Origin of the sequence: Streptomyces sp. NBC_00193 (genome assembly GCF_026342735.1) — a bacterium.
GTDB classification, from domain to species: Bacteria; Actinomycetota; Actinomycetes; order Streptomycetales; family Streptomycetaceae; genus Streptomyces; species Streptomyces stoeckheimensis.
The window spans coordinates 6,118,054-6,137,043 of sequence record NZ_JAPEMM010000001.1 but is presented as its reverse complement, the minus strand read 5'-3'; the positions used below and the strand labels follow the sequence as shown (position 1 = coordinate 6,137,043).

The 18,990-nt window shown below is 74.2% G+C and carries 17 protein-coding genes and 1 pseudogene; 8 read left to right on the top strand and 10 right to left on the bottom strand.

The genetic code is table 11. The annotated features are described in order from the left end of the window. Nucleotides 1–76 precede the first annotated feature (76 nt). Nucleotides 77–847 (top strand): MBL fold metallo-hydrolase, encoded by a 771-nt coding sequence (locus tag OG898_RS27515; RefSeq protein WP_266959890.1) that lies wholly within the window; start codon nucleotides 77–79, stop codon nucleotides 845–847. 16 nt (nucleotides 848–863) lie between these two features. On the opposite strand, the gene OG898_RS27510 is transcribed toward OG898_RS27515, so the two are convergent. The 3 genes from OG898_RS27510 to tdh all read right to left on the bottom strand — a co-directional run bounded on the left by OG898_RS27510 (nucleotide 864) and on the right by tdh (nucleotide 4,512). Then, entirely contained in the window at nucleotides 864–1,778 is a 915-nt protein-coding gene (locus OG898_RS27510; protein ID WP_266959888.1) for a LysR family transcriptional regulator, read from the bottom strand. Nucleotides 1,779–2,091: 313 nt separating this feature from the next. Next, nucleotides 2,092–3,300 carry a glycine C-acetyltransferase gene (locus OG898_RS27505; RefSeq protein ID WP_250739077.1) on the bottom strand — a complete coding sequence of 403 codons (1,209 nt, stop codon included), beginning with the start codon at nucleotides 3,298–3,300 and terminating at the stop codon, nucleotides 2,092–2,094. A gap of 177 nt (nucleotides 3,301–3,477) precedes the next feature. Next, entirely contained in the window at nucleotides 3,478–4,512 is a 1,035-nt protein-coding gene (gene tdh / locus OG898_RS27500; protein ID WP_250739075.1) for an L-threonine 3-dehydrogenase, read from the bottom strand. Between the two features lie 205 nt (nucleotides 4,513–4,717). On the opposite strand from tdh, the gene OG898_RS27495 reads away from it, so the two are divergent. Continuing rightward, entirely contained in the window at nucleotides 4,718–5,629 is a 912-nt protein-coding gene (locus OG898_RS27495; RefSeq protein WP_266959885.1) for an alpha/beta hydrolase fold domain-containing protein, read from the top strand. 68 nt (nucleotides 5,630–5,697) lie between these two features. Here the strand turns inward: OG898_RS27495 and OG898_RS27490 are convergent, their stop codons facing one another. Next, nucleotides 5,698–6,417 carry a class I SAM-dependent methyltransferase gene (locus OG898_RS27490; protein ID WP_266959883.1) on the bottom strand — a complete coding sequence of 240 codons (720 nt, stop codon included), beginning with the start codon at nucleotides 6,415–6,417 and terminating at the stop codon, nucleotides 5,698–5,700. 181 nt (nucleotides 6,418–6,598) lie between these two features. Here OG898_RS27490 and OG898_RS27485 point away from each other — a divergent pair, with 181 nt between their 5' ends. Further along, the gene (locus OG898_RS27485) at nucleotides 6,599–7,153 is read left to right on the top strand and encodes a hypothetical protein (RefSeq protein ID WP_266959882.1); all 555 of its coding nucleotides are present in this window, start codon (nucleotides 6,599–6,601) and stop codon (nucleotides 7,151–7,153) included. Here OG898_RS27485 and OG898_RS27480 read toward each other — a convergent pair. The 4 genes from OG898_RS27480 to OG898_RS27465 form a co-directional block, all read right to left on the bottom strand. Continuing rightward, a complete protein-coding gene (locus OG898_RS27480; protein ID WP_266959880.1) occupies nucleotides 7,137–7,466 on the bottom strand; it encodes a FeoC-like transcriptional regulator in 330 nt (109 codons plus the stop codon). The two genes, OG898_RS27485 and OG898_RS27480, sit on opposite strands and share 17 nt — an antisense overlap. Before the next feature lie 77 nt (nucleotides 7,467–7,543). After that, nucleotides 7,544–9,715, bottom strand: a complete 2,172-nt coding sequence (gene feoB, locus OG898_RS27475; RefSeq protein WP_266959878.1) for a ferrous iron transport protein B — start codon at nucleotides 9,713–9,715, stop codon at nucleotides 7,544–7,546. Then, nucleotides 9,712–9,939, bottom strand: coding sequence for a FeoA family protein (locus OG898_RS27470; RefSeq protein WP_250739058.1), 228 nt, complete (start codon nucleotides 9,937–9,939; stop codon nucleotides 9,712–9,714). Before OG898_RS27470 ends, feoB begins: the two co-directional genes overlap by 4 nt. Before the next feature lie 89 nt (nucleotides 9,940–10,028). After that, nucleotides 10,029–11,015 (bottom strand): LysR family transcriptional regulator, encoded by a 987-nt coding sequence (locus OG898_RS27465; RefSeq protein WP_250739056.1) that lies wholly within the window; start codon nucleotides 11,013–11,015, stop codon nucleotides 10,029–10,031. Between the two features lie 92 nt (nucleotides 11,016–11,107). Between OG898_RS27465 and OG898_RS27460 the strand changes: the two genes are divergently transcribed. Then, nucleotides 11,108–12,562: an MFS transporter gene (locus OG898_RS27460; protein ID WP_266959876.1), complete on the top strand. Its 1,455-nt coding sequence runs from the start codon at nucleotides 11,108–11,110 to the stop codon at nucleotides 12,560–12,562. On the opposite strand, the gene OG898_RS36410 is transcribed toward OG898_RS27460, so the two are convergent. After that, nucleotides 12,517–12,981, bottom strand: coding sequence for a methylglyoxal synthase (locus OG898_RS36410; protein ID WP_353963682.1), 465 nt, complete (start codon nucleotides 12,979–12,981; stop codon nucleotides 12,517–12,519). The genes OG898_RS27460 and OG898_RS36410 overlap by 46 nt on opposite strands. Between OG898_RS36410 and OG898_RS27455 the strand changes: the two genes are divergently transcribed. Beyond that, nucleotides 12,962–15,214 (top strand): SpoIIE family protein phosphatase, encoded by a 2,253-nt coding sequence (locus OG898_RS27455; protein ID WP_266959875.1) that lies wholly within the window; start codon nucleotides 12,962–12,964, stop codon nucleotides 15,212–15,214. The two genes, OG898_RS36410 and OG898_RS27455, sit on opposite strands and share 20 nt — an antisense overlap. Nucleotides 15,215–15,260: 46 nt before the next feature. Here OG898_RS27455 and OG898_RS27450 read toward each other — a convergent pair whose 3' ends face one another. Continuing rightward, nucleotides 15,261–16,373 (bottom strand): glycerol dehydrogenase, encoded by a 1,113-nt coding sequence (locus OG898_RS27450; RefSeq protein ID WP_266959874.1) that lies wholly within the window; start codon nucleotides 16,371–16,373, stop codon nucleotides 15,261–15,263. A 301-nt stretch (nucleotides 16,374–16,674) separates the two neighbouring features. On the opposite strand from OG898_RS27450, the gene dhaK reads away from it, so the two are divergent. The 3 genes and pseudogenes from dhaK (at nucleotide 16,675) to OG898_RS27435 (ending at nucleotide 18,918) form a co-directional block, all read left to right on the top strand. Next, nucleotides 16,675–17,682, top strand: coding sequence for a dihydroxyacetone kinase subunit DhaK (dhaK, locus tag OG898_RS27445; protein WP_250739046.1), 1,008 nt, complete (start codon nucleotides 16,675–16,677; stop codon nucleotides 17,680–17,682). Between the two features lie 126 nt (nucleotides 17,683–17,808). Next, nucleotides 17,809–18,414 (top strand): annotated as a pseudogene (gene dhaL, locus OG898_RS27440) (dihydroxyacetone kinase subunit DhaL); the annotation flags it as partial. Then, entirely contained in the window at nucleotides 18,403–18,918 is a 516-nt protein-coding gene (locus tag OG898_RS27435; RefSeq protein WP_250739406.1) for a PTS-dependent dihydroxyacetone kinase phosphotransferase subunit DhaM, read from the top strand. The pseudogene dhaL and the gene OG898_RS27435, both read left to right, overlap by 12 nt. Nucleotides 18,919–18,990 lie beyond the last annotated feature (72 nt).

Sequence of the window (18,990 nt, the reverse complement as noted above, 5' to 3'; positions counted from 1 at the left end):
CGCGCGGCCGGGGCGCGGCCGGGCCGGGCCGGGGGCGCCCCGGGGCGGCCCCCGCGCTGCCTCCTAGACTCCCCGGATGGCAGACGATCTTTTCCGGCTCACCGTCCTGGGCAGCGCGACGCCCTACCCGCGCGCCGACAATCCCTGCTCCGGCTACCTGCTCGAAGGCGGCGGCGCCCGGGTCTGGGTCGACGCGGGCAGCGGAACGCTCGGACCGCTGCAACGACACGTCGGGCTGGGCGAGTTGGACGCGATATGGATCTCGCACCTGCACGCCGACCACACGGCCGACCTGCTGACCGCGTACTACGGCCTGCTGTACGCCGACGTACGACGGCCCGCGCCGCTCCCCCTCTACGGGCCGCCCGGCATCGCCGACCGGCTGGCGGGATTCCTCACCAACGGCCCGGACCGCAGCCCGGTCGAGGCCGCCTTCGAGGTCCACGAGCTGTACGACGGCCACCACGCGCGGGCCGGAGCGCTCGACCTCACCAGCGCGGCGGTGTCCCACGGCATGCCCGCCTTCGCGCTGCGGGCCGAGTCGGGAGGCCGGTCGCTCGTGTACTCCGGGGATACGGCGCCCTGTCCGGCCCTGACCCGGTTGGCCGAGGACTGCACGCTCCTGGTCTGCGAGGCGGACAGCTCCGCGCACCCGGCCGACGGCGAACCGGTGCACCACACCCCCGAGGAGGCCGGTGACACCGCCCGCGCGGCCCGCGCCGGGCGACTGGTCCTCACCCACCTCGGCCGGGACCTGGATCCGGCCGAGGCCGTGTCCCGTGCCTCGGCCCGCTTCCCGGGGCCGGTCGACCACGCCGCGCCGGGCGCGGTCTTCCCGGCCCGATAGGCCTGCCGCCGGCCCTTCAGTGCGCCGGGAGCCGGCCCGCCTCGCGGGCCAGGGCCGCCAGGACCGGGGAGATCAGCGGATGCGTCTCGGCGCCGCGCCGGGTGGCGGCGAAGACCCGCCGGGTCGCCGCCGGGCCGGTCACCGGGCGGACCCGGACCTCCTTGAGCTCCATGCCGCGCAGCGCCGAGCGCGGCACGAGGGCCACTCCGGCGCCGGCGCCCACGAGGGCCACCACGGCCCGGAAGTCGTCGGAGGAGTGCACCAGCCTGGGCTGGAACCCGGCCAGTTCGCAGGCGAGGAGCATCACGTCGTGGCAGGGGTTGCCGGGGTACTGGCCCACCCAGTCCGCCTGGGAGAGATCGGCCAGGGACACCTCGGGCAGGTCCCCGAGCGGGTGTCCGGCCGGGAGGACCGCGTCGAAGGGCTCGGCGTAGAGCGGGAGCACGGACAGCCGGCCGTCGTCGGCGCCCGGGGCGCCCCGGTACTCGACGGCCAGCGCCAGGTCCGCCTCCCCGTCGAGCAGGAGCAGCAGGCTCTGGTCGCCCTCCGCGTCGCGTACGCGCAGCCGGATCCCGGGGTGGTCCGCGGCGAGCCGGGTGATGGCGGGGGCCAGTACTTCGGCGATGCCGGTGGCGAAGGCGGCCACGGTGACCTCGCCCGCCGAGCCGCCCGCGTAGGCGGCGAGTTCCGCCTCCGCCCGCTCCAGCTGTGCGAGCACCTCGTGCGTGTGCCCGAGCAGGATCTGCCCGGCCGCGGTGAGGCGTACGCCCCGGCCGCTGCGGGTCAGCAGGGTGTGCCCCGTCTCCTGCTCCAGCGCCGCGAGCTGCTGCGACACGGCGGAGGGGGTGAGGTACAGCGCTGCGGCCGCGGCGGTCACCGTACGGTGGTCCGCGACGGCCCGCAGGATGCGCAGCCTCCGGGGGTCGATCACCCTGCCATTCTCGCAGGCCGCGGGGCCCTCCCGCCCCGACCGATCGGCCGGTGCCGGGGCCGGGGTGCCTCACCCCCACCCGGGTATCCGGGCCGGCCCGGACCGGAGCCCGGAGGACCGGGTGCTGTCCCCTACCCGCCCTTCCACCGTTCCCCGGGGCTCCGCCCCGGACCCGTTGCTGCGTGCGGCGCCGTTGCCGGGGACCAGTCCCCGGACCCCCGCTCCTCAAACGCCGGAGGGGCTGGATAAACCCAGCCTCGCCGGCGTTTGAGGCGCGGGGTCTGGGGCGGAGCCCCAGGGGTCCGGGCGGAGGTCAGGCTCCGGCGCCCGCCAGGGCAGCCCGCGCGTCGATGAAGGCCGCGATCGCGCGCTCCACGTCGGCCGTCGAGTGCGCGGCCGAGAGCTGGACGCGGATCCGCGCCGCGCCCATCGGGACCACCGGGTAGGAGAAGCCGATCACGTAGACCCCGCGCTCCAGCAGGAGTTCCGCCATCCTGGCCGCCTCCGCCGCGTCGCCGATCATCACCGGGGCGATGGCGTGGTCGCCGGGCAGGATCTCGAAGCCCGCCTCGGTCATCTTCGTGCGGAAGAGCGCGGTGTTGGCGGCGAGCCGCTCGCGCAGGTCGTCGGCCGACTCCAGCAGGTCGAGGACCTTGAGGGAGGCCGCCGCGATGACCGGGGCGAGGGAGTTGGAGAAGAGGTACGGGCGCGAGCGCTGGCGCAGCAGCTCGACGATCTCGGCGCGCGCCGCGACGTAGCCGCCGGAGGCCCCGCCCAGCGCCTTGCCGAGGGTGCCGGTGATGATGTCCACGCGGTCCATGACCCCGTGCAGTTCCGGGGTGCCGCGGCCGCCGGGGCCGACGAAGCCGACGGCGTGCGAGTCGTCGACCATGACCATGGCGTCGTAGCGCTCCGCGAGGTCGCAGATCTCGGCGAGCGGGGCGACGTAGCCGTCCATCGAGAACACGCCGTCGGTGACGATCAGCTTGCGGCGGGCACCGCCCTCGGTGGCCTCCTTGAGCCTGGTCTCCAGTTCCGCCATGTCGCGGTTGGCGTAGCGGAAGCGGCGTGCCTTGGAGAGGCGGATGCCGTCGATGATCGAGGCGTGGTTGAGGGCGTCGGAGATCACCGCGTCCTCGGGGCCGAGGATGGTCTCGAAGACTCCGCCGTTGGCGTCGAAGCAGGAGGAGTAGAGGATCGTGTCCTCCTGGCCGAGGAAGGCGGAGAGCCGCGCCTCCAGCTCCTTGTGCACCTCCTGCGTACCGCAGATGAAGCGCACGGAGGCCATTCCGTAGCCCCAGCGGTCCAGGGCCTCCTTCGCCGCGGTGACCACCTCGGGGTGGTCCGCGAGACCGAGGTAGTTGTTGGCGCAGAAGTTGAGGACCTCGCCGGGGGCGCCGCCCGAGGTCACGGCGACGGCGGCGTTCTGCGGGGTGCCGATGACGCGCTCGGGCTTGTGCAGACCCGCGGAGCGGATCTCGTCGAGGGTCGTACGGAGGTCCGCGCGGACGGTCTCGAACATGTGCGGTGCTCTCTTTCTCCTGGTGCGGCGGAGGGAGGGGGCCGGGCCCCGCGGAGGGGGGGAGGGTGGTGCGGGACCCGGCCGGAGGGAAATGGTCTGTGGGACTCGACGCCCCGGCGGCTACCGCCCGGGCGGCGAGGCCAAGGCACTACGGCCCCGGCGGCTGCGCCCGGAGCGCTACGCCTGCGTCCAGTCCAGGATGATCTTGCCGCTGCGGGCGGTCGCCGCCTCGTCGAACGCGGCCTCGAAGTCCCCGTAGGCGTACCGGCCGGTGATGACGGGGCTGAGGTCGAGCCCGCCCTCCAGCAGCACGGTCATCGCGTACCAGGTCTCGAACATCTCGCGGCCGTAGATGCCCTTGATCGTGATCATCGAGGTGACGACCTTGGCCCAGTCGACGGCGAACTCCTGCGCCGGCAGGCCCAGCATGGCGATCCGGCCGCCGTGCGTCATGTTGTCGATCATGTCGCGCATGGCCTCGCCGCGGCCGGACATCTCCAGGCCGATGTCGAAGCCCTCGCGCAGGCCGAGCTGGGCCTGCGCGTCGGCGATGGTCGACTTCGAGACGTCGAGCGCGAGGGTGGCGCCGGCCTTGCGGGCGATCTCCAGACGGTCCGGGCTGACGTCGGTGATGACCACGTTGCGCGCTCCCGCGTGCCGGGCCACGGCCGCCGCCATGATCCCGATCGGGCCCGCGCCGGTGATCAGCACGTCCTCACCGACCAGCGGGAAGGAGAGCGCGGTGTGCACGGCGTTGCCGAACGGGTCGAAGATCGCCGCGACGTCGAGGTCGACCTTGGCCCGGTGCACCCACACGTTCTGCGCGGGCAGGACCACGTACTCGGCGAAGGCGCCGTCGCGGCCGACCCCGAGCCCGATCGTGCTGCGGCACAGGTGGCGGCGCCCGGCCAGGCAGTTGCGGCACTTCCCGCAGACCAGGTGGCCCTCGCCGCTGACCAGCGCACCGACCTCGATGTCCTCGTGGACGTCCGCACCGAGCGCGGCCACCTCGCCGACGAACTCGTGGCCGAGCACGAGGGGGGTCTTGACGGCGCCCTGCGCCCAGCCGTCCCAGGAGCGGATGTGCAGGTCGGTCCCGCAGATGCCGGTCCGCAGCACCTTGATCAGCACGTCGCCGGGGCCGTACTCGGGCTCGGGAACGTCCATGAGCCACAGCCCGGGCTCGGCCTTGTGCTTGACGAGTGCCTTCATGGGGTGGCTCCAGGCATGCGGGAGGAAGCGCTACGAGGCGTGCGGGCCGGGCAGCGTTCTGACGGCACCAATCTGCCGACCTGCGGGTGATCAGTCCATCGAGGATTTCTTAACCGGGTCAACAGCCCAGCTTCACGCCTATGCTCCTCAGGTGACGGGCAGGGGCCGGGGAGTGTTCCAGGCCGGGTTTGGGGAGGTGAGGGGCGTGCCGAGTCTGCGCAGCAGGGCGCTTTCGGTCGCGCTGATCGCGGCGGGTCGGCGAAGACGGTTCGGGAGCGCCGAGGCGGTCCGTACCCGGGTGGCGGAATCGATGCGGCGCCCCGCGTCGCACCTGCCCCCGCGTTCGCTGGGCCGGGTGGCCGAGGTCTCGCGGACCTTCGTCGGGGCCTGGCCGGTGTACGAGGTCTCGCCGCTCGGCGTGGAACCGGCCGCCCGGGTGCTGTACGTGCACGGCGGCAGCTACATCAACGAACTGGTGCGGGCGCACTGGTCGCTGATCCGGACCCTGGTCACGCAGGCGCAGGCGCGGGTCGTCGTACCGGCGTACATACTGGCCCCGCGCGGAACCGCCGACCGGACCGTTCCGGTCGCCGCCGACCTGCTCAGCGGCCTGATCGCGAGCGGGGGCGCCGGCGGCACCGTGCTCCTCGGGGATTCGGCGGGCGCCGGGCTGGCCCTGGCCGCGGCCCAGCGGCTGCGCGACCGCAACGGGGCGCAGCCTTCCCGGATCGTGCTGATCTCGCCCTGGCTGGACGTGTCCATGAGCCATCCCGACCAGGCGGCCATCGAGGCGGGCGACCCGATGCTGGCCCGCCCCGGCCTGCGGGAGGCCGGGCGGCTGTACGCGGGCAACCTGGCGGCCGACGATCCCCGGGTGAGCCCGCTGCACGGGTCGTTCGCGGGGCTGGCCCCGCTGACGGTGTTCACGGGCACCCGGGACGTCCTGACGACCGACAGCCGCGAACTGCTGCACCGGGCGCGGGCGGCCGGCGCCGAGGTGGAGTTCATCGAGGAGCCGGGGCTGCCGCACGACTACCCGCTGATGCCGGTCCCGGAGGGCAGGGCGGCCCGCGACCGGATCGTGGAGCTGGTCCGCGCGGCGGCGGCGGAGACCTGAGGCGCCGTCCCGGGTCGGTGCGGCCACCGGCCGCTCGGGCCACGCGGTCGCTCAGGCCACGCGGTCGCTCAGGCCACGCAGTTCATCAGGGAGCCGACGGGGGCCGTGCGGTAGCGGGCCCAGTAGGTCTCGTCCCGGGTCTCGCACGCGGGCGGAGTCCGGGTCGGCTGCCAGGTGACGGTGGCGAAGCCGGCGTCGGCGGCGGCCTCCGCGAAGTCGGCGTGGGCCCACTCGCGGCATTCGAACGGCACCGGCGGGTCGGTCTCCAGCCGGGCCCGCAGCAGGGGGGCGTCCCCGCCGGGAGAGCGCTCGACGACGCTGATCCCGTACGGGGCCCAGTCCGCGTAGGGGAAGGCCCCCGGGTTCGGCACGATGGCGAGCAGCCGCCCGCCGGGGCGCAGGTTGGCGCGCACCGCGCGGAACATGGCGTGCAGGGCGGTGCGGTCGTGGGCCTGGTTGAAGAGGTACACGGCGGTCGCCAGGTCGAACGGCCCCAGGGCCGGCATGCCGGCGGCCGCGTCCGCGACCACGTACTCGACGGCGTGCGCGAGGTCCGCGCCGGTCTCCCGGGCCCGGCGGATGCGCTCGGGGCAACTGTCGACGCCCACCGTCCTGCGGGCCCCGCCGCTCGCCAGCATCCGGGTGGTGCTGCCGTGTCCGCAGGCCATGTCGAGGGTGTCGAGGCCGCGGACGCCGCCGAGGGCGTCCAGGGCGGTGCGCAGGGTGAAGGCATCGGCGACCGAGAAGGCCGGCGGGGGCGTTGACGTGGTGTCGTACTGCTGTCGCATGTCCGCAAGCCTGCCCGCCCGCGGCCCCGGCCGACGGCCCCCACCCCGGAGCTCCCCCGGACGGGGGAGGCGTTCGGATCAGTCCGTACGGCGTACGGGGCCGCGCCCTCGTCCGCCGGACGGACGAGGTCCGCCCGCGGGGGCGACGCGCGGCCGCCCTGCCCACGGCCAGCCTGTACCCATGACGACAGCGAGCAGCCCCCTCCCCTCCTCCGTACCGTCGCCCGAGCCCGCGCCCGAGCCCGCGCCGGCCTGGGCCCGGCGCGCCGCCCACGCCATCGCCCTGCGCGCCGTCCCGTCCGGCCTGTGGCGCATCGCCATGGCATCCGGTGTCTACGTGGGCTACAGCGACCAGGTGCTGCGCGAGGCCTACGGCATCCCGGGCTGGGGCATCGCCTACGTCCTCGGACTGGCCGTCCTCGCCGAACTGGCCGCCTTGTCACCGCTCCTGCTGGTCAGCGACCGGTGGCGGCCGATGAGCCCCGAGGTCCTCGCCCCGCTGGCCTGGACGGCCTCGGGCATCCTGGTCCTGGGGACCCTGTGGCAACTCGTGGTCCTCTTCACCGTCGAAAGCCAGACGTACCTGGCGAGCGGTACGGCGCAGACCGTCTGGGGCTTCGTGTTCGCCCCACTGCTCGCCATACCTGCCCTGATGACCGCGGTGACCTGGTCCTACGCGAAGCGGCACCGGCCCCGGGGAGAGGCCGGCGGCGGCAGCGTCACCGCCCGCCGGTAGCGCGCCGGCCGTGCGGATCCCCCGGCCGTGACGGACGTACGGGTGTCAGGGCGACCAGGGTCGGCCGCGGGACGGCGGTGGAGCCGTCGGGGCAGGTCGTGCATCCCCGCGAGGCGAAGAAGCAGCCCGAGCAGTCCACGGTGCCGATCTCCTCGCGGCGCAGCCGGCCCTTGCGGACCCAGTACGCGGCGAGGTCGGCCGCCTCGGCCCGGTCGATGCCCAGCCGGTCCGCGATCTGCGCGAGCCCCTCGCCCGGGGCCGCCTCCTCGAAGGCGCGCAGCAGGCGGCGCAGCATGCCGGGTCCCGGTCCCATTCCGGTGGCGGTGGCGCCCCCGCCGGCCCCCTTTGTCCTGTCTGTCCCGCCTGAACCACCTGCCCCATCGATCCTGTTCACCACACCAGCCTCGCGATCTGGAAGACCCCGACGGCCAGCAGCCAGGCCGCCGCCAGTTGGATGCCGAAGCCGATGACGGTCAGCCGGGTGCCGATCTCGGCCCGCTGCGCGGCCAGGGTGGCGAAGCAGGGGGTGTAGGCGAGGATGAAGACCAGGAAGGCCAGGGCGGCCGCCCGCTGGTGCCCGCCGGAGGACTCCTCGAAGGTGGCGTGCAGGCTCGCCGTGAGCTTGGGATCGCCGTCCTCCTCGGCCGAGTAGGTCTGGGCGAGGGTGGAGATCACGCCCTCCTTGGCGATCAGGCCGGTGCCCAGCGCCGCCGTTGCGTGCCAGTCGCCGAAGCCGGCCGGGGCCACGAGGGGCGCCGTGGCGCGGGTGACCGTACCGAACACGCTCTGTTCGACGTCGACCTTGCCGAAACCTCCGTGGCCGACCGCGGCGGGGATCGCCATGAGGAGCCAGACGCCGGCCGCGCTGGCGACGATGATGCCGCCGGCGGTGCGCAGGAAGGCGGCGAGCTTCTGCCAGACCTGCGCTCCGGTGACCCGCAGGGTGGGCAGCCGGTACGGGGGCAGCTCCAGGACGAGCGGTTCCTCCTTCATGTCCCGGAACAGCAGGGGCCGCAGGATCAGGCCCATACCGACGACCAGCAGCACGGAGGCGACGTAGAGGAAGAAGACGACGGTGCCGGAGTTCGAGCCGAAGAAGACGCCCGCGATCATCACGTAGACCGCGAGGCGGGCGGTGCAGCTCATGTACGGGATGAGCAGGCCGACGAGCAGCCGGTGCGAACGGCGGTTGAGGATCCGGGTGCCGGCGAGGGCGGGGACGTTGCAGCCGAAGCCGACGACGAGCGGCAGGAAGGCGCGGCCGGGCAGCCTCAGCGTGCGCATCAGGCGGTCGGCGACGAACGCTGCGCGGGCGAAGTAGCCGGAGTCCTCCAGCAGGGCCAGCAGCAGGAACATGATGATCATCAGCGGGACGAAGGTGAGCAGTTGGCCCACTCCGTTGATCAGGCCGTCGACCAGCAGTCCGGTCAGCCAGCCGGGCGCGCGGACGGCTTCCAGGAGCCGGTCGGCTCCACCGCTGACGGGCCCGGAGACGAAGTCGCCGAGGCCGTCCTGGAGCGGTTTGGCCAGGGCGGTGGTGGCCTGGAAGACGCCCCACATGACGGCGAGGAAGAACGGGATGCCGAAGCCGCGGGACAGCAGCAGCCGGTCCACCCGGTCGGTGAGGGTGGGCCGGGCCCCGGCCGGGCGGGGCGCAGCGCGTTCGATGACGGCGTGCGCCCAGGCGTAGCGGGCCTCGGCGACGAGGAGTTCGGCGTCTATGTCGGCATCGAGGTCGGCGTCGAGGTCAGCGTCGGTGGAACCCACCCCTGCGGCCGCCGCCGCGGCCGCGGCGAGGCGGCCCGCCGCCGCTCCTGCCCGCTCGGCCAGCGCCGCCGGGACCGCGGGCGGCCGCTCCCCGCAGAGCAGACTCACGGCCAGCCACCGGGCGGGGTGCGGGGTCTGCCCGGAGGCCGCCGCGGCCAGCTCCGCCAGTTCGGCTGCCACGGGCGAGCCGGCTGCCCAGGCGGATTTCCGCCCGGGGAGCGGGGCCGCCGCGTCCAGGGCTTCGCCCACCGCGTCGGCGAGCTGGTCCAGCCCGGTCCCGGTGCGCCCCTCCACCCGTACGACGGGCAGCGCGAGCTCGCGGGCCAGCGCGTCGGGGGCGGGGGACGCGCCGCGCCGGGCGGCGACGTCGGTCATGGTGAGCGCGACCACGACGGGGATGTCGGTGTCGAGGATCTGCGAGAGCAGGTACAGGTTGCGGGCCGGGTTGGCCGCGTCGAGCGCGAAGACCACCGCGTCGGGCCGCTCCCCCTCCGGTGCGGTCAGCACGTCGCGCACCAGCGCCTCGTCCGGGGAGTCGGGCAGCAGGCTGTACGAACCGGGCAGGTCGGCGACGCGCAGCGGGCGGCCGGCGCCCGCGGTGCGCCAGTCGCCCTGGGCGACGGAGACGGTCTTGCCGGGCCAGTTGCCGACGCGCTGACGGGCGCCGGTGAGGGCGTTGAAGAGGGTCGACTTGCCGACGTTGGGATTGCCGGCGAGGGCGACGAACGGCGTACCGGCAGGCCGCTCCGCGGTGGCGGTCGCACCGGCCCCGGCCCCGGTGGCGTGACAGCTCATCCGGCGCACCTCAGCCGTCCGGCGGTACGGGTGTCCAGCGCGACCCGGGTGTCACCGAGCCCGACGAGCAGGCCTCCGGTGGCACCCCGGGCGATCACGGTGACGTCCGCGCCCGGTACGAAGCCGAACTCCAGGAGCCGGCGCCGGCTCCCGCCGGCCTGTCCGGGGTCGATCCCCGTGATGCGTACGGTCGTCCCTGGACGGCTGTCGTTGAGCGACGGCACCGGACCTCCTTGTTCGAATCCACTAAGGCAAACCTAAGCAGTCCGAAGTGCAACGGCAGCCGGTCGAAGTCCCTGACCGGCAGGGACTTTCAGCCCCCCGGTCCCGGCCGGTTCTCGGCCGATCGGCCGACTGGCGGGCCCCCGCCGGTCTCCGCCTCCGGGCGCAGCAGCGCGCGGGCGCAGTCGCGCAGCCAGGCGTGTGCGGGATCCGCGTCGTGGCGCGGGTGCCAGGCCATGCCGAAGGGGAGCGGCGGCAGGGTGAGGGGGATCTCGAAGAGCTCCAGCCCCAACGCGGTGGCGAGCGGCCCGGCCTGACTGGTGATCAGGCCCACGAGGTCGCCCTCGCGGAGCACGAAGAGGGAGGCGGGGAAGGTGCCGACGCTGCCCACCACCTGCCGGGTCAGGCCATGTTCGGCGAGGGCGGTGTCCACGGGGCCTTCCAGCCGGCCGCGCCGGGAGACGATCAGGTGCCGGGCGGCGGCGAACCGGCGCGCGGTGACCGGCCCCCGCAGCAGCGGGTGTCCGGGGCGCACGACGGCCAGCATGCGCTCGTCGGCGAGGTGCTCGACCCGGACCTCGGGGGACCGGGTGTCGATCATGCCGAGTTCCAGGTCGGCGACGCCCTCGCGCAGCGCCGGCACGTCGATGTGGCTCTCCGCCAGGAAGCGCAGCCGCACCCCGGGCGCCTCCCGGGCGACCCGGTCGAGGAGTGCGGCGGCGTAGACGGCGGTGAAGGCCTCGTTGGCCAGCACGGTGAAGGTACGGGTCAGTGTCGAGAGGTCGACCCGGCCGCCGGCCAGGAACAGCGCACGGGCCCGCTCCACGACGGCCCGGACCTCACCCTGCACGGCGAGGGCGTGCGGGGTGGGAACCATGCCGCGGCCCGCGCGGACCAGGACGGGGTCGCCGAGTGCCGCGCGGATCCGGCCGAGGGTGCGGCTCATCGCCGGCTCGGACAGGTGGAGCCGGGCCGCGGCCCGGGACACGCTCGATTCCTCCAGGAGAACGTCCAGGGCGACGAGGAGGTTCAGGTCGAAGCCCGAGAGGGCGGGTCCGCCGGATTGCGTCACGCGCATGGATCCCTTGCAGAACTTGCACTGGAAAGCAGGTCACGCCAACCCTACGGTGAGAGCACACCCCACCGCCCCACCGACTCCGAGGAGGAGCCGTGCTCCGCCATGCCTCCCTCACAGACCGACCGAGCGAACCGACCCCGGCCCCCGCGCTGACCCGCACCGCCCTGCTCGTCCTGTGCGCCTGCGTCCTGGTGGCCCAGGGCATGGTCGCCGCCGTGAACCTGCTGATCCCGCAACTCGCCGCGTCCAGCCTGCACCCCACCTCCGGTCAGCTGCTGTGGGCGGTCGACGCCTACGTCATCGTCTTCGCGGCCCTACTGATCCCGGCCGGCGCCCTCGGCGACCGGTACGGCCGCAAGGGCGCCCTGCTCGCCGGGCTCGGCCTGTTCGCGGCCGGCGGGGCGGTCAGTGCGGTCGCCGCCGGTCCGGCCGTGCTGATCGCCGGGCGCGGGCTGTGCGGGGCGGGAGCGGCCCTGATCATGCCCGCCACGATGTCGGTCCTGGTCCACCTGTCCCCGCCCGAGCTGCGCGGCCGGGCCCTGGCCACCTGGACGCTGTCCGCCGGCCTCGGGGGCCTGGCGGGCAACGTCGGCGGCGGGCTCGCCGGGCAGTACCTCACCTGGCGGGCCCTGTTCTGGGCCGTCGTCCCGCTCGGCGCACTGCTCGCGCTGGCGGTCGCCCGCACGGTGCCCCGTACGCCCGCGCGCACCGACGCCGCCGTCGATCCGGCGGGGGCGGCCCTGCTCGCGGGGGCGCTCTTCGCAGTGGTCTACGCGATCATCGAGGGGCCCTCGTACGGCTGGGGCTCGGCGCGCGTCCTGGGCGCCTTCGGTGCGGGCGCGGTGCTGCTCGCCGTCTTCACCGGCCACGCGCTGCGGGCCGCCCGTCCGCTGCTGGACCCGCGGATCTTCGCCTCGCGCAGGCTGCGGGCCGGGGCACTGGGCATCGGAGCCGCCTTCTTCGGGCTCTTCGCGCTGTTCTTCGTCAACGCCCAGTACCTCCAGTACGCCAAGGGCTTCTCCCCGGCCCGGGCGGGCCTCGCGATCGTGCCGCTGACCCTCGGCATGGCCCTGGTGCCCAGGCTGGGCGCCCGGATCCAGGAACGGACCGGGCCCCGGCTGCCCGTCGGTTCGGGGCTCGGCCTGATCGGCGGCGGCCTGCTGCTGGTCTCCACCGCCGACGCGGGCACCCCGTACGCCCTCTACGCGCTCTACCTGCTGGTGCTGTCGGCGGGCACCGGTCTCTGCGCGCCCGCGCTGACCCTCACCGTGGTCTGCGAGCTGCCCGCGCACCAGGCGGGGCTGGGTTCCGGCCTGAACACCGCCGCCCGGGAGCTCGGCGCGGCGCTCGGGGTGGCGGTGGTCGGCACGGTGCTGGCCTCCCGGTTCCACGGGGTGCCGCGGGACGCCGCGCAGGTCGCGGTCTTCACGGACGCCATGGGGTCGGCCCTGCGCGCGGCTGCCGTGGTGCTGTTGCTTGCGGCCGTCGCCGTGATCGCGGGCTACCGGGGGCGGACGGCGACCGCGAGCGGGCCTGCGGCCGACTGACTTTCGAGGGAGAAACCGTCCTCGGACATCGCCTCCGCACTCGCCGGATTCAAGGCGACGGGGATATTTCGGATCACTGCGATACGTACGAGGGCGAGTACGTCGTGTACGTGCGGGGCGGCCCACAGGGGGTCCCAGAAGAATACGAGCGAGGTGACATCGCCGGAAATCACCATCGAGCCGATCTGCTGGTCACCACCGTGCGGCCCCGACTCAACCGCCCTGATCTGCAGGCCCAGTTCCGATCTGAGCAGTCGTGCGGTGGAGGTGGTTACCACCAGTCCGTGCCGGGTCACGGAACGGTGATTGCGCCGCCATGCGTCCGATATTCGGATCCGATGGCGATGGAGGGCTTCCAGGGGGTGTGCGGAAGGACCGCCCCGAGGGCATTCTGGAAGGATGACGGCGAGACCGGACACCGGCGGCCCCGTCACCGACGCCACGGCCCGGACACTCGCGCGGGCCGCTCTCGATGCCGTGGGGGCCGCCGGCGGGTACGCGGGCGGGGTCTACCTGCGCTCCGGCACCGAGGGGCTGCTGCTGATGGCGGCCGTGACCGGGATCCCGGGTCCGCTGTTCCGCCCGTGGTGGCGGATGCACATGAACCGCCCGTACCCCGTCGCCGAGGCCTACCGGTCCGGCCAGTCCGTGCACCTGCCCGACGCGGAATCGGCGATGCGGCGCTTCCCCCAGCTGATGGCCGGGCTGCCGTTCCCGTTCGGCTCGCTCTACGAGCCCGTCACCCGCGGCCGCGAGCGCTACGGCGTCCTCGTGGTGCTGCGCCCCGCGACCCCCGGCGTCCCGGTCGGGCCCGGCGACCGGAAGCGGCTGCGCGCGGTGGCCACCCGGCTGGCCGGGGAACTGGCCGCGCTCGCCGCGGGCGGGGCCACGGTGACGTGGGAGGGCGAACCGTTGTGCTTCCCCGATCCGGGCCCGGCGGGCAGCCCGGCGGACGTCACGGCAGGCGGTACGGCAGGCAGTACCGCGCGCGGCCCCGCCGAGGGCGCCCGCGCCGCCGTGGACCGGCTGGACCTGGCCGTCCTGTCCGTGGACCGCCAGGGCGTGATCGGCTTCGCCAACTCCCGCGCCCGCGCCGCCGCCACGACCCTGCTCGGCTCCGACGGGGCGGAACTCTCCGGGCGGATGCTGTGGGAAGCACTCCCCTGGCTCGGACACCCCGCCTACGAGGACCACTTCCGGGCCGTGTTCCTCTCCCCCGCCCCCGTGCACTTCCAAGCGGCCCGGCGCGGACCCGAACCCTCCCCGCGCTGGCTGTCGGTGGGCCTGCATCCCGGGATCGACGGGGTCACCGTCACCATCGCCGAGGCCGAACCACCCACGTACGCACCCGAGTCACTGATGCGGCCCGGCACGGGGTTCGGTTCACCGGGCCTGGGTTCGCCCGCCGACCGGGCTTCGGCCCTGTACCGGCCGGTGGCACTGGCGATCGCGCTGACCGAGGCGGTGACCGCCCGCCAGGTGTCGATGGTGGTCACCGACGAGCTGCTCCCGGCCTTCGGCGGGCGCCAGTTGGCGATCTACCTGCTCGGCGAGGGCCATCTGCACCTGGCGTGGGAGACCGGCTTCCCCCGGGGTTTCCTCGACCGGTTCGACGGGGTCGCGCTGGACGTGCGGCTCCCCGGGGTGGAGACCCTCACCTCGGGCCGTCCGATGTTCTTCGAGTCGATGCAGCAGTTGGCCGCCGCCTATCCGGGAATCGAGCTGGACGCCGATGTCGGCGCCCGGGCCTTCCTCCCCCTGATCGCCTCCGGCCGGCCCGTCGGCTCGTGCATCCTCGGCTTCGACGCCCCGCGCGGGTTCAGCCCGGAGGAGCGTACGGTGCTCACCGCGCTGGCCGGGCTGATCGCGCAGGCGCTGGAGCGGGCCCGGCGCTACGACAGCGAATCGGCGCTGGCCCGCGGGCTCCAGGCGGCGCTGCTCCCGCACCGGCTGCCGGTGCGCGAGAACGTGGTCACGGTGGCGCGGTACCTGCCCGGCACCGCCGGGATGGACGTCGGCGGCGACTGGTACGACGTCATCGATGCGCGCGACGGGCGGCTCGCCCTGGTCATCGGCGACGTCCAGGGCCACGGGGTGGCGGCCGCGGCCACCATGGGGCAACTGCGCAGCGCCGTACGGGCCTTCACGCTCGGCGGCAATACGCCGGAACAGGTGATGCGCGGCACGAACGAGCTGCTCATCGACCTCGACCCGGGTCAGTTCGCCAGCTGTTGCTACGTCCTGCTCGACCCGGCGTCCGGCCTCGCCCTCGCCGTCCGGGCCGGGCACCCCCAGCCGCTGCTGCGGCATCCGGGCGGCCGGACGGAGGTGCTGGACCTGCCGGGCGGGATGGTGCTCGGCATCGACGCCGAAGCCACGTACCCGGTGACCCGGCTGAGGATCGAGCCGGGGGCGGTGCTCGCCCTGTACACCGACGGGCTGGTGGAGAGCCCGGGCACGGACATCGACGAGGGTGTGGAGCGGCTGCGCGCCGCACTGGCGGACGCCGGTCCCGCCCCGCTGACCGAGACGGCGGACCGGCTGGTCGCCGAGCCGGGGCACTCCACGGACCGGCCGGACGACATCGCCCTGCTGCTCGCGTCCCGCACGTCCGCCCCGGAGGCGTCCGCCCCGGACCAGGCGGCCCCCTAGGGCGCGGGCCTGCCTTGCGCCGCCCGCGCCCCGCCCTCCTGCGCCGTTACCTCTTGGCGTAGGCGCGGGCGTAGGAGTCGCCCGCGATCAGGGCGTCGGCGACCATATCCGGGGTCACCGGGAACGGCATGTTGTGCGTGGTCTCGCCCTCCGCGGTGGCCGCGCGCCCGATGGCGAGGAGCTCCTCGCGGTCCGGGTCGCCGAGGCCGATCTCGGCGAGGGTGGTGGGCAGGCCGACGGCGCGGCTGAAGCGCAGGTAGGTGTCCAGCTCGTCGGTCGGGGCGCCTTCCAGGACCAGCTGGGCGAGGGTGCCGATGTTGACCTTCTCGCCGTGCATCATGCCGTGCACCTTGTGCGAGACGGTCAGCCCGTTGTGGATGCCGTGCGCGGCGGCGAGGCCGCAGGACTCGAAACCGAGGCCGGAGAGGAGGGTGTTGGCCTCCGTGACCTTCTCCAGCGCCGGGGTGACCACGTGCGCCTCGGCGGCCAGCCGGGCCTGGGGGCCGTACTCCATCAAGGTCTCCCAGCACAGCCGGGCCAGCGCGAGGGAGGCCTCGGTGGCGAGACCGCCGGCCATGGCGACCCGGTTGGCGGCCACGCAGACCCGGGCCTCGTACCAGGTGGCGAGCGCGTCGCCCATGCCGGAGACGATGAAACGGCTCGGTGCACCCGCGACGAGCGCGGTGTCGACGAGCACCAGGTTGGGGTTGCGCTGGAAGAAGGAGTAGCGCTCGAAGGCGCCCGACTCGGTGTAGATCACGGCGAGCGCGCTGGTCGGCGCGTCGGTGGAGGCCACCGTGGGCGCGGACACGACGGCGATGTCTCCGAGCGCGTGGCCCACGGCCTTCGCCGTGTCGATGGCGGTGCCGCCGCCGATGCCGATGACGACGTCCGCGCCGGCGGCCTTCGCGGCCGCGGCGACCCGGTCGATCTCCTTCTGGGTGCAGAGCCCGCCGAAGACCTCCTTGGTCAGCTTGACCCCGGCTCCGGAGAGGGAAGCGGTGACGGCCGCGTCCACGAAGCCCCAGACGCCCTTGTCCGCGAGGACCACGGCGTTCGTCCCGAGGCGGGCCGTGTGCTCGCCCAGGTCGTTCATCGCCCCGGCGCCCTGCACGTACTTCGGCGGGCTGATCATCATGCGCGTACCGACGGTCTTCACGTGAATCCTCCTCATTGCGAATTCATTTCCGCTTGCTCATTCATCCCTATCACGAATTTCGGCCGCACCCGAGATATGCACGGCCCCCCTTGCGGAAGGGCCTTTCCGCGCCCGGATCCGGGACCAAGGACCCGAACTGTTCCGCAGGTTCGCCAGGGTAAAGTTCCAGCCAAGTGCCCCGGAAGCGGCGGCGGATCGGCGACGGTGCCGACTTGATACCGTCGCACGATTCCCCTTTCCGCTGCGGACCGGCGCGACGAGTTACCCGTTCCGCGTTCCCCTTTCAAGGAAAGAGGCCCCCGTGAAGAAGCTCATCAATTCCCCCGAAAGTGTCGTCTCCGACGCACTGCGCGGAATGGCCGCCGCTCACCCGGGGCTCCGCGTCGAGGCGGAGAAGGGCATCGTCACGCGGGCCGCCGGAGCAGCAGGGGACCCGGCCGGGAAGGTCGCGGTGCTGTCGGGCGGCGGCAGCGGGCACGAACCGCTGCACGCCGGGTTCGTCGGGCGCGGCATGCTGGCGGCGGCCGTGGCCGGCCCGGTGTTCACCTCCCCGGTGCCGGACAACATCGCGGCCGCGACCTGCGCGGTCGACGCGGGTGCGGGCGTCCTGCACATCGTGAAGAACTACACGGGCGACATCCTCAACTTCACGATGGCGGCGGAGGACTGCGAGGACGAGGGCGTCAAGGTCGAGCAGGTCGTCGTGGACGACGACGTGGCCGTCGCCCGGACGGAGCACGGGCCCGGCCGGCGCGGTACCGGCGCCACCCTGTTCGTGGAGAAGATCGCGGGCGCGCTCGCCGAGGAGGGCGCTCCGCTCGCCGAGGTGGCCGCGGTGGCCCGCAAGGTCAATGCGAACGCGCGCAGTTACGGCGTCGCCCTGAGCTCCTGCACCACCCCCGCCAAGGGCAGCCCCAACTTCACGCTCGGCGAGGACGAGATCGAGCTGGGCATCGGCATCCACGGCGAGCCCGGCCGCGAACGCCGCACGCTCATGACGGCCGCCGAGACCGCGGAGGCGATGCTCGACGCCATCCTCGCCGACCTCCCGGAGGCGGCCGGCGCCCCCGTCGTCCTCCTCGTCAACGGCCTGGGCGGCACCCCGCCCGTGGAGCTGTACATCATGCGCGCGGAGGTCGAGCGGGTGCTCGGCGAGCGCGGGATCACCGTGGCCCGGTCCCTGGTCGGCAACTACGTCACCAGCCTGGACATGGCCGGCTGCACCCTCACCCTGTGCCGCGCGGACGAGGAGCTGCTGCGCCTGTGGGACGCGCCGGTGGACACCCCGTCCCTGCGCTGGGGCTGCTGACCCCGCCCGTCCTTCCCTCCCGACACTCTCCAGGAGCCCTTCTCCATGACCGCCACGCCCGCCAGCCCGACGACCTCCGCGCCCTCCACGACCCCGCCCGCCGAGGCCCCCGCGCCGGAGACCTCACTGGACACCGCCTACTTCCGCCGCTGGGTCGCCGAGACCAACCGGCTCGTACGGCGGGACAGCGCGCGCCTCACCGAGCTGGACGCGGTCATCGGTGACGGGGACCACGGGGCCAATCTCGTACGGGGCTTCGGCGCGGTCGGCGCGGCCGTGGCCGAGCAGCGGCCCACCACTCCGGGGGCGCTGCTGACGCTGGCCGGCACCACGCTGACGAACACCGTGGGCGGCGCCTCCGGCCCGCTGTTCGGCACCGCGCTGCGCCGCACGGGCAAGGTGCTCGGCGACACCGGGGCACCGACCGTGGCGGAGCTGGGCGCCGCGCTCGGAGCCGGGCTCGCGTCGGTGCAGAAGCTGGGCGGCGCCGAACTCGGTGACGCCACCCTGGTGGACGCCCTGGCTCCCGCGGTGACGGCGCTGGCCGAAGCCGCCGCGGCGGACCGGCCGCTGCGCGAGGCCCTGGACGAAGCCGTACGGGCGGCCCGCGCGGGCGCCGACGCCACCGAGCCCCTCGAAGCCCGCAAGGGCCGGGCCAGTTACCTCGGCGAGCGCAGCATCGGCCACCAGGACGCGGGGGCCAACTCCGTGGCCCTGTTCATGGAGGCACTGCGCACCGCGGTGGACGCACCGGAAGCGGAACTCGCCGCCGAGGTACCGGCCGCCGCCGAGGAGCCGACGCAGGAGCAGGAGCCGGCGTCGAAGGCCCGTACCGGCCGCGTCGGCGTGGTGCTCGTCTCGCACAGCAAGGCGGTGGCGGAGTCCGTGGCCGCGCTGGCGGGCGCGCTCCTCGGCTCCGTGGAGCCGCCTCCGCTGGCGGTCGCGGGCGGCACCCCCGACGGCGGGATCGGCACCAGCGCGGAGCTGATCACGGCCGCCGCCCGGTCCGTGGACGAGGGGCAGGGCGTGGCCGTGCTGTGCGACATGGGCAGCGCGGTGCTGACGGTGAAGTCCCTGCTCGGCGAGGAGCCTTCGCAGCTGCCGGAAGGCGCGCGGATCGTGGACGCGCCGTTCCTGGAGGGCGCCGTGGCCATCGCCCTGACCTCGGCGATCGGCGGAGACCTCGACGCCGTCCTGGCCGCCGCCGAGGACGCGCGCGGTTACCGCAAGCGCTGACCGGAAGCCGGGCGAGCCGGAGGGGCAGGACGCCCTCCCCCTCCGGCTTCACCGCCCCGTGGCAGCATCAGG